This is a genomic window from Thiococcus pfennigii, from assembly GCF_016583835.1.
Classification (GTDB): Bacteria; Pseudomonadota; Gammaproteobacteria; order Chromatiales; family Chromatiaceae; genus Thiococcus; species Thiococcus pfennigii.
On sequence record NZ_NRRW01000085.1, the window covers coordinates 1 to 10,223 of the forward strand.

8 protein-coding genes are annotated in these 10,223 nt (G+C 69.9%); 5 read left to right on the forward strand and 3 right to left on the reverse strand.

What is annotated here, in order from left to right:
- The first annotated feature begins 475 nt into the window (after window positions 1–475).
- Genes secA through CKO41_RS17065 form a run of 3 tightly spaced genes read left to right on the forward strand, consistent with a single transcriptional unit; the run spans window position 476 to window position 5,577 of the window.
- Complete coding sequence (gene secA / locus CKO41_RS17055) at window positions 476–3,313, forward strand: preprotein translocase subunit SecA (RefSeq protein WP_200383156.1); 2,838 nt, start codon at window positions 476–478, stop codon at window positions 3,311–3,313.
- 28 nt (window positions 3,314–3,341) lie between these two features.
- Window positions 3,342–4,553 carry a bifunctional glutamate N-acetyltransferase/amino-acid acetyltransferase ArgJ gene (gene argJ, locus CKO41_RS17060; protein ID WP_200383157.1) on the forward strand — a complete coding sequence of 404 codons (1,212 nt, stop codon included), beginning with the start codon at window positions 3,342–3,344 and terminating at the stop codon, window positions 4,551–4,553.
- 46 nt (window positions 4,554–4,599) lie between these two features.
- A complete protein-coding gene (locus CKO41_RS17065) occupies window positions 4,600–5,577 on the forward strand; it encodes a Nudix family hydrolase (protein ID WP_200383158.1) in 978 nt (325 codons plus the stop codon).
- 55 nt (window positions 5,578–5,632) lie between these two features.
- On the opposite strand, the gene CKO41_RS17070 is transcribed toward CKO41_RS17065, so the two are convergent.
- The 3 genes from CKO41_RS17070 to CKO41_RS17080 all read right to left on the reverse strand — a co-directional run bounded on the left by CKO41_RS17070 (window position 5,633) and on the right by CKO41_RS17080 (window position 9,179).
- Complete coding sequence (locus CKO41_RS17070; RefSeq protein ID WP_200254772.1) at window positions 5,633–6,187, reverse strand: DJ-1 family glyoxalase III; 555 nt, start codon at window positions 6,185–6,187, stop codon at window positions 5,633–5,635.
- A gap of 304 nt (window positions 6,188–6,491) precedes the next feature.
- A complete protein-coding gene (locus CKO41_RS17075) occupies window positions 6,492–7,814 on the reverse strand; it encodes a S41 family peptidase (protein ID WP_200254774.1) in 1,323 nt (440 codons plus the stop codon).
- A gap of 201 nt (window positions 7,815–8,015) precedes the next feature.
- Window positions 8,016–9,179: a murein hydrolase activator EnvC family protein gene (locus CKO41_RS17080; RefSeq protein WP_200254776.1), complete on the reverse strand. Its 1,164-nt coding sequence runs from the start codon at window positions 9,177–9,179 to the stop codon at window positions 8,016–8,018.
- A 142-nt stretch (window positions 9,180–9,321) separates the two neighbouring features.
- Between CKO41_RS17080 and CKO41_RS17085 the strand changes: the two genes are divergently transcribed.
- Both CKO41_RS17085 and CKO41_RS17090 read left to right on the forward strand, forming a co-directional pair.
- Window positions 9,322–9,690, forward strand: coding sequence for an ArsR/SmtB family transcription factor (locus CKO41_RS17085; protein WP_200254778.1), 369 nt, complete (start codon window positions 9,322–9,324; stop codon window positions 9,688–9,690).
- A gap of 97 nt (window positions 9,691–9,787) precedes the next feature.
- Window positions 9,788–10,204: a rhodanese-like domain-containing protein gene (locus CKO41_RS17090; protein ID WP_200254780.1), complete on the forward strand. Its 417-nt coding sequence runs from the start codon at window positions 9,788–9,790 to the stop codon at window positions 10,202–10,204.
- Window positions 10,205–10,223: the final 19 nt, after the last annotated feature.

Genomic DNA, 10,223 nt, shown 5'->3' on the forward strand with positions numbered 1-10,223 from the left:
ACGGGGGGTGATGCGCAGTGGATGACATGGGGCGCCTCTCGGACTCTCGGGTTCACGGGGAGGTCGACCAGTCGCATGAGAGCAACCGACGAAAAAGACAGGCGATTCATTATGTCACATCGGACGTCGCCATTCGCCGCCGACCCGGACGATCGCCGGTGGCGCGGCGCCCACCCTGTCCGAGAACCGGCGCGACGCTGCGTGCGGGGCCTTTTTCGGGTATCCTGCCAGCCATTTATCCTGGGAGCGGCAGCCGGACGACCGCCGAGGCGCAATCGCCGCGCTGGTGCCGGCGTTGCAACACCACCGGGCGCGATGCGAAGCGTACATCAGGGGCGTGGCGCCCCACAGCCGGCCGCGGAGGCGGGTTCGCGCTCGGCATCGCGCCCATGTCAGAGACGCGAATCTAGAACGCGGCGGTCGACTGCCGTCTCCAGGTTTCTCCTCAGCCTACACAGCAACGGCGTATCAGCGGATGGTCAAGACCCTATTCAAGAAGATCTTCGGCAGTCGTAACGAGCGCTTGGTCAAGAAGCTCCTGAAGACGGTGGCGGGCGTCAATGCCCTGGAGCCGGAGATGGAGCAGCTCTCCGACGAGGCCCTACGCGGCAAGACCCAGGCCCTGCGCGACCGCCTGGCCCAAGGCGCTTCGCTCGACGACATCCTGCCCGAGGCCTTCGCCGTGGTCCGCGAGGCGAGCCGCCGGACCCTGGGTCTGCGCCACTTCGACGTCCAGATGGTCGGCGGCATGGTCCTGCACAGGGGCAAGATCGCCGAGATGCGCACCGGCGAGGGCAAGACCCTGGTCGCGACGCTCGCCGCCTACCTCAATGCGTTGCCGGGCAAGGGCGTGCACGTGGTCACCGTCAACGACTATCTGGCGCGCCGCGACGCGGTCTGGATGGGGCGGATCTACCACTTCCTCGGCCTGTCGATCGGGGTCATCAACTCCTCCAACCGCCAGAGCCCGGACGCCGGCTCCTACCGCTACGACCCGGACCATGAGCCCGGCGAGGGCGAGGGCAGCGAGGGACATCGGTATCTGCGGCCGGTGCGACGCCGCGAGGCCTACCAGGCGGACATCGTCTACGGCACGAACAACGAGTTCGGCTTCGACTACCTGCGCGACAACATGGCCTTCGCCGCCGAGGAACGGGTCCAGCGCGAGCCCAACTACGCGATCATCGACGAGGTCGACTCGATCCTGATCGACGAGGCGCGCACGCCGCTGATCATCTCCGGCCCCTCCGACGGCAGCACCGACCTCTACAAGCAGATCGACCAGATCATCCCGCGTCTGAAGCGCCAGGCGCCGATCACGAACGACGAGGGCAAACCCGACTTCGGCCCCGGCCACTATTCCGTCGACGAGAAGACCCGCCAGGCCTATCTGAGCGAGGACGGTCACCAGGTCGTCGAGGAGGCCCTGACCGAACTCGGCCTGCTCGGCGAGGGCGAGAGCCTCTACGACCCGTCCAACATCGTGCTGATGCACCACATCTACGCCGCGCTGCGCGCCCACGCGCTCTTCCAGAAGAACGTCGACTACATCGTGCGCGACGGCCAGATCATCATCGTCGACGAGTTCACCGGCCGCACGATGCCGGGCCGGCGCTGGTCTGAGGGCCTGCACCAGGCGATCGAGGCCAAGGAAGGGGTCGCGATCCAGCCCGAATACCAGACGATGGCCTCGATCACCTTCCAGAACCTCTTCCGCCTCTACCCGAAGCTCTCGGGCATGACCGGCACGGCCGACACGGAGGCCTACGAGTTCCAGCAGATCTACGGCCTCGAGGTCACCGTCATCCCGACCAACGTGGCGATGATCCGCGATGATCGCGGCGACCTGATCTACCTGACCCCGAAGGAGAAGTACCAGGCCATCATCGACGACGTGAAGGATTGCGTCGCGCGCGGCCAGCCCGTCCTGGTCGGCACCGCCTCGATCGAGATCTCCGAGCTCATCGACACGATGCTCGCGAAGGAGAAGATCCCGCACGAGGTCCTCAACGCCAAGCAGCACGAGCGCGAGGCCGGCATCATCGCCCAGGCCGGGCGCCCCGGGGCCGTGACCATCGCCACCAACATGGCCGGGCGCGGCACCGACATCGTCCTCGGCGGCAGCCTCGAGGCCGAGCTCGAGGAGGCCGGTCCCGACGCCGATCGCGACCAGATCCGCGCCGATTGGCAGCGCCGCCACGAGCAGGTCGTCAACGCCGGCGGCCTGCACGTGATCGGCACCGAGCGGCACGAGTCGCGGCGCATCGACAATCAGTTGCGCGGCCGCTCCGGCCGCCAGGGCGACCCGGGCTCGAGCCGTTTCTATCTGTCGCTCGAAGACAACCTGATGCGCATCTTCGCCTCCGAGCGGATGGCCGGGATGATGCAGAAGCTCGGCATGGCCGAGGGCGAGGCGATCGAGCACCCCTGGGTCACCAAGGCGATCGAGAACGCCCAGCGCAAGGTCGAGGGCCGCAACTTCGACCTGCGCAAGCAGCTGCTCGAATACGACGACGTCGCCAACGACCAGCGCAAGGTCATCTACCAGCGCCGCCGCGAATTGATGGACGAGGCCGACGTGTCCGAGACCATCACCGGGATGCGCCACGACATCCTGATGCGGATGATCGACCGCTACGTGCCGCCGAACAGCCTCGACGAGCAGTGGGACATCCCCGGCCTGAGCGAGGCCCTGGGCGAGGCCTTCGCCGGCGAGTGGCCGATCCAGCAGTGGCTCGACGAGGACCACTCGCTGCACGAGGAGACGCTGCGCCAGCGCATCGCCGCGCAACTCGACGCCCGCTACGCGGACATGGAGGCGAAGCTCGGCGCCGAACGCATGCGTCAGATCGAAAAGGGGGTCATGCTCCAGACGCTCGACACCCACTGGAAGGACCACCTGGCGGCGATGGATTACCTGCGCCAGGGCATCCATCTGCGCGGCTACGCGGCGAAGAACCCCAAGCAGGAGTACAAGCGCGAGGCCTTCGAGATGTTCTCGGCGATGCTGACGGCCTTCCAGGAAGAGGTCACCAAGACCCTGCTGCGCCTCCAGCTCCAGCCGCCACGCCAGCCCGCCCCGCCGCCACCGCCGGCGGAGTTCGAGTTCAAGCACGAGGAGTTCCGCGGACTGGGGGCCGACCCCGCCGAGCCGGCGCCCGACACGGGCGCGCCGACCGCCCGGCCGGCGGCGGACGACGAGGAGCCGGAGGCCCAGCCGTTCGTGCGCGACACGCGCAAGGTCGGGCGCAACGAGCCCTGCCCGTGCGGCTCCGGCAAGAAGTACAAGCATTGCTGCGGCAAGATGAGCTGACCGTCACCCCGAGAGGAGCCCTGCCGCCATGAGCGATGACGCGTCGGCCTTCCTGCCGGTCGCCGGGCTGCGCCTCGCCGCCACGGCCGCCGGCATCCGCTACCGCGGGCGCGACGACCTGGTCCTGATGGACCTGGGCGAGACGGCGCGGTGCGCGGCCGTCTTCACCCGCAACGCCTTCCGCGCCGCGCCTGTGCTGGTCGCCGAGCGGCACCTGGCCGCCGCGGCGCCGCGCTTCCTGCTGATCAATGCCGGCAATGCCAACGCCGGCACCGGCGAGCGCGGCCTCGCCGACGCGCTGGCGAGCTGCGCCGCCCTCGCCGAGCGGACCGGCTGCCGACCCGAGGAGGTCCTGCCGTTCTCGACCGGCGTCATCGGCGAGCCGCTGCCGGTCGCGCGCATCGCCGCCGCCCTGCCGGCGCTCGTCGCCGGGCTCGACGCGGCCGGCTGGCCGGCCGCGGCGCACGCCATCATGACGACCGACACCCGCGCGAAGCTCGTCTCGCGCCCGTTCGAGGTCGACGGGCGCACCGCCACCGTCACCGGCATCGCCAAGGGCTCGGGGATGATCTGCCCGAACATGGCGACCATGCTCGCCTTCATCGCCACCGACGCGGCGATCGAGCGCGACCTGCTCCAGCGCTGCCTCGCCGAGGCGGTCGCCGGCACCTTCAACGCCATCACGGTCGACGGGGACACCTCGACGAACGACGCCTGCGTCCTCGCCACGACCGGCGCCCTCGGCAACCAGGCAATCGCCGATCCGGCCTCGCCGGGCTACGCCGCACTCGCCGCAGCGGTCACCGCCGTCTGCGACACCCTCGCCACGGCCATCGTGCGCGACGGCGAGGGCGCCACCAAGCTCGTGACCCTGCTGATCGAGGAGGCCGCCGACCCCGCCGAGGCGCGCCGCGTCGCCGACACCATCGCCCACTCGCCGCTGGTCAAGACGGCGCTCTTCGCCTCCGATCCGAACTGGGGCCGGATCCTCGCCGCCGTCGGACGCGCCGGCCTCGCCGACCTCGACATCGCCGGGGTGCGGATCTGGCTCGGCGAGGTACCGATCGTGACCGCCGGCGGGCGCGCCGCCGACTACACCGAGGAAGCCGGCCGCGCCGTGATGGCGGCGCCCGAGATCGCGATCCGGGTCGCCCTCGGGCGCGGCCGCGCGAGCGCCCGGATCCTGACCTGCGACCTCTCCTACGACTATGTCCGCATCAACGCCGAGTACCGGACCTGATCCGTTGGCCGCGGTCCCGCCCGCGGCACCCTGAAGCCGCCCGGCGATGACCTCACCCGCTCGGCCGCCGATCCAGGTCGTCGCCGCCGCGATCGGCGATGATCGCGGCCGCATCCTGATCGCGCGACGCCCACCCGAGGCCCACCAGGGCGGCCTCTGGGAGTTTCCGGGCGGCAAGCTCGAACCCGGGGAGGCGGCCCGCGAAGGGCTCAGCCGCGAGCTCGAGGAGGAACTCGGGATCCGCGTCGAGGCCGCGCGACCGCTGATCCGAGTTCAGCACGACTATGGCGACCGCCGAGTGGTCCTCGATGTCCATCGCGTGACCCGCTTCACCGGCCGCCCGGTTGGCCGGGAGGGCCAGCCGCTCGACTGGGTGCACCCCGACCGGATGGATCCGGGCCGCTTTCCGGCCGCCGACCGCCCCGTCATCCACGCCCTTCAGCTGCCCGAGCGCCTGCTGATCACAGGTCCCGATCCGACCAGGCCGACGGAGTTCCTTGCGCGCCTCGCGCGCGCGCTGGCGGCGGGGATCCGTCTGGTGCAACTGCGCGCCCCGCAGCTCGACGCCGCCGCCTATGCCCAGCTGACCCACCTCGTCTACGCGCTCTGCGAGGGGCAGGGCGCGCGCCTCCTGCTCAATGCCGACCCGGCCCTTGCCGCCGACCTGCCCTGCCACGGCCTGCACCTGAGCGCGACGCGGCTGCGCGCCCAGGCGGCGTGCCGGGCGCTGCCCGCGCTCCCGCCGGGTCGCTGGATCGGCGCCTCCTGTCACGATGCCACCGAGCTTGCGCTCACCGAGCGACTTGGGCTCGACTACGCGCTCCTCTCGCCGGTCCGTCCGACCACGAGCCACCCGGGCGCCTCGGCACTCGGCTGGTCGCGCTTCGCCGACCTCGTCGCACCGATCGGCCGGCCCGTCTACGCCCTGGGCGGCCTCGGGGAGGCCGACCTGCCGACCGCCTGGGCGGCGGGTGCTCAGGGCATCGCCGCGATCGGCGCCTTCTGGCCGACGGCTGACGGCTGACGGCTGACGGCTGACGGCTGACGGCTGACGGCTACCCGCACCCGCTAGCCGCGATTCAGGGCTCGCGCTGGAGCTGCTGCTCGACCTCGGCGCGGCGCGCCTCGCCGGTCAGAAGCCCGATCAGCGCCAGCGCGAAGTCCATCGCGGTGCCCGGGCCGCGCGAGGTGACGACCTGGCCATCGACGACGACCGGCTCCTGGCGTGGGCTGACCCGGGGGTAGTCGGCGGCCGTCACGGCGCCCGGATACCAGGTCGCCGCCCGTCCATCGAGCAGCCCGGCGTTGGCGAGCACCTTGGGCGCTGCGCAGATCGCCGCCGTATAGCGCTGCGCGGCATGGTGGCGTTGCAGGATGCGGTGCACGCGCGGGTCGTCGTCGAGGTACTGGGCACCCGGCAGACCACCGGGCAGGACGACCATGTCGAAGTCCTGCTCGACGACGGCCGCGAGCGCCGTATCCGGGACCACGACCGTGCCGCGGCTCGCGACGACGGGTCCCTCGACCAGGCCGGCGGTGACGACCTCGATCTCGGCCCGGCGCAAGAGATCGATCAGGGTGATCGCCTCCAGCTCCTCGAAGCCTTCGGCGAGGGGGATCAATACGCGTGGCATATCATTCTCCGATGCTGAACTGCCCGAACCGGGCTTGGGAAGCTCGCCATGAGCGATGTGACCTGTTCGCCCGACACCACGAGTGACTGGAATCGGACGACAGACACGGGTTCATGGACCCTTCGTGCGCGATCCTCGGGGGGTGCCCGACGGCGACCGGCGAACCGATCGGCCGAGCGAATGCGCTGCGGCTTGCACGGGGTGTCGACAGGGCTGAGTTTCGCGCCTGGCGCGTGACGCCGGCGGCGGTACGTCCTTCACCGCCTGACCATGCGATGCGATCGCCACACCCGTGCCATGGCCGTCAGCCCGCGGCCTTGGCCGTGCCGAAGATCACGAGGGCCTTCAGGACATTGAAGGCCTCGTTCAACTGGTAATCGTCGATCGCGAGCGGGTCCTCGGACGTCTCGTCGGGGTCGGGCTCAGCCGCCTCGTGCGACTCAGGCGCGCCGTTCGGCAGGTGGCGGCGCAGGTCCGCCTCGGTGACCCGATCGGCGTCCGCCTCCGACGCGATGGTCAGCTCGCCGCGCGCCACCTCGATGTCCGGGACGATGCCCTGGGCCTGGATCGAGCGGCCCGATGGGGTGAAGTAGCGGGCCGTGGTCAACTTCAGGGCCCGCTCCTCGTCGATCGGCACGACGGTCTGCACGGACCCCTTCCCGAAGGTCTTGGTGCCCATGACGATCGCCCGTTTGTGGTCTTGGAGCGCCCCCGCGACGATCTCGGAGGCCGACGCGCTGCCCTCGTTGATCAGGACCACCATCGGTGCGCCACCGAGCAGTTCCTCGGGACCCGCGTCGAACTCGATCCGCGAATCCTCGTCTCGACCCTGGGTATAGACGATGAGTCCACCGGTGAGGAAGGCATCGCTGACGCCGACGGCGCTGTTGAGCACCCCGCCCGGGTTGTTGCGCAGGTCCAAGATCAACCCGGCGAGCCGCGCGTCGCCCTCGGCCTCGAGCTTGGCGATGGCCTCGGTCAGGTCTTCCGGCGTGCGGGCCTGGAAGTGCGAGATGCGCACGTAGCCGTAGCCTGGCTCGAGCATGCGGCTGCGCACGCTGGCGACCTGGATGACGTCGCGCTCGATATCGAAGGTCATCGGGTCGGCGCCCTCGCGCAACACCGTCAGGCTGATGCGGCTGCCCGGCTGGCCCCGCATCCGATCGACCGCCTCGTTGAGGGTCAGCCCCTTCACCGGCTGGTCGTCGATGCGCACGATCAGATCGCCGGCCTGGAGCCCGGCCCGCGCCGCCGGCGTGTCGTCGATCGGGGCGATGACCTTGATGAAGCCGTTCTCCATGCCGACCTCGATGCCCAATCCGCCGAATTCGCCGCTGGTGCCCACCTTGAGGTTGCGATACTCGTCGCGGTCGAGATACGCCGAGTGCGGATCCAGGCTCGCGAGCATGCCGCGGATCGCCCCCTCCAGGAGGGTCTGGTCGCTCACGCCCTCGACATAGTCCTTCTTGATCCGGCCGAAGACCTCGGCGAAGATCCGCAGGTCCTCGAGGGGCAACTCCGTCGAGACCTCGCTGCGATCGGCGAAGACCATGTCGACCCGAGCACCGCCGAGCCCGATCAGGAGCGCGACGAGGACGCCGGACAGAACGGAGAGACGCGTTTTCATCTAACACATACCGCGATGGTGGCCTGAGGTTGGCTGGCTCGGAGAGGCCCCGTCGCCGGGGTCTCGGCCGAACGTCGCCGCTTCCGGAAAATAATGGTCCTGGTGGAGCGAAACCACAATGGGCCGAGGTTTGGCGGCGAGTGCCCAACGCCCCGGTGCGCGTCTCGGAAAACGGCCCAGATGGCCATTTTCGAGCCCTCCTCAAGGCGCCCGCCCGGGCCGGGCGCGGCACCAGCGCTCAGGATCGAGCGGCTCGCCGTCACGGCGCACCCCAAAGTAGAGCCCGTCGGCCCCGCGGCCGCCGGTCGTGCCGCTGAGGGCGATCGTCTCGCCGGCCACGACCCAATCGCCGTTCCCGGCCAGGACGGTCTGGTTGTTGCCATAGAGGGTCATATAGTCATCGCCGTGATCGATGATCACCAGGTGTCCGAGGCCACGCAACCAATCGGCATAGACGACGCGACCTCCGTGTACGGCACGCACCTCGGCCCCCTCGGGGGCCGCGAGGACGACCCCGTCCCAGCGCAGGCGCCCGGCGTCCCTCGGCGCACCGAAGCGTGCCACGAGGGGACCGGCCACCGGCCAGGGCAACCGGCCACGCCTCGCGGCGAGGGGCGTGGTCTCGACATCGGCCTCGGCGAGGATCTGGCCACGTTGCTCCAAGTCGGCGATCAGCGCGCGCAGGGACGCGGCATCGGCCTCCAACGCCGCGACCTGCTCGGCCCCGCTGGCGATGGTCCCCTCGAGCTCGGCGAGGACCCGGGCGCGCCGCTCCCGGGCCACCTCGAGACGCTCCCGGGTCTGCTGCTGGTGCCCGGCCAGGCGGCGCAACCGCGTCGCCTCTTCCTCGGCCGCCGCCGCCAGCGCGGCGAGGCGTTCGGCGCGCGCCCGGGTGCTGGCGATGCGGGCGAGGCGCTCGCGGTTGACATAGTCGTAGTAGGCGAACAGCCGGCTGAGGCGTTCGACGTCCTCCTGGTCGAGCAGCAGCCGCAACCGGTCCGCGCGCCCGGCGGCATAGACGGCCCGCAGCAGTTCGGCGAGCGCCCGCTGTTCGTCGGCGAGGGCCGCGGTCTCGACGGCGAGTTGGCGTTGCAGATCGGCGATGGTCCGCTGCTGATCGTCGATCTCGATGCCGAGTTGATGCTCGGCCCGCGCCAGGGCCGCGACATCGCGCTCGCTCTGCTCCAGGTCCTGAAGTAGGCGGGCACGCTCGGCGCGGCGCGCCGCGAGGTCCTCGCGCAAGGCCCCGACCTGCTGCTCGATCGCGCTCAGGTCGCGGCGCTGCCGCTCCAGATCGCCAGGGCCGTCCGCCGAGGCGGTCGCGGTCAGGGCGGTCAAGGTCGTGAGCAGGAAGATGTGCCACATCGGATGCAGTGTATCGGCTCTGCGAGCGACGCCCAGGCCCCGGCGGGCGATCGGGCCATCGATGATCGCGGTCGCAGGGCACTTCGCCTGTCGGTCAAAAAAGAATATTATTAATCAATAGTGAGTTCGAGCGAGCGCACCCATGGCCGGCACGATACAGCATCCGCAGCATACGGTCCTCAACGACCCCGACGAGGCCGAGGAGGCCGTCGACCTCTTCGCCGACGACGCGGACATCGACCGCGCCTCCCGGTCGCTGAAGGCGATGTCCCATCCGCTGCGCCTGAAGATCCTGTGCACCCTCGGCGACCGCGAGGTCAGCGTACAGGAGATCGTCGACCAGGTGGGCACCTCGCAAAGCAACATCTCCCAGCACCTCGCGATCCTCCGCGACAAGGGCATCCTGGCCTCGCGCAAGGATGCCAACCGGGTCTTCTACCGGGTCAGCGACGGGCGCACGCTACGCCTGATCGGCATGATGCGCGAGGTCTTCTGCCACCAAGGGCGCTGACGCCACGGGGTGACGCCCTTCGGGCGAGGTCCGTATAATCGTCGGCTGCCTCGGCCACTCCCGGCCGGCCAACCCAATCTGACGCCTCAGGTATACGATGATCCTCGAATTTGTCGGCAACAATTGGCTCCTCGTCCTCGCCTTCGTCGTGCTCGCCGGGCTCCTGATCCAGAATCTGATTGCCGGCAACAAGGGGTCGGTCGACCCGGTCGAGGCCACCGATCTGATCAATCACAAGGACGCGGTCGTCGTCGACGTGCGCTCGGCGGCGGACTTCGCGAAGGGGCACATCATCAATGCCATCAACATCCCCTTCAACGGCTTCAAGAACCAGCTCGCGACGCTGAACAAGCACAAGGAGCGCCCGATCATCGTCAACTGCCGCTCCGGCTCCCAATCGGCCCTGGCCTGTCGCGAGCTGCGCAAGGCCGGTTTCGCCGATGTCCACAACCTGCGCGGCGGGCTCATGGCCTGGCAGAACGCCGGCCTGCCGCTGACCCGCAAGAAGCGCTGAGCCGGATTGCCCCGCCCGG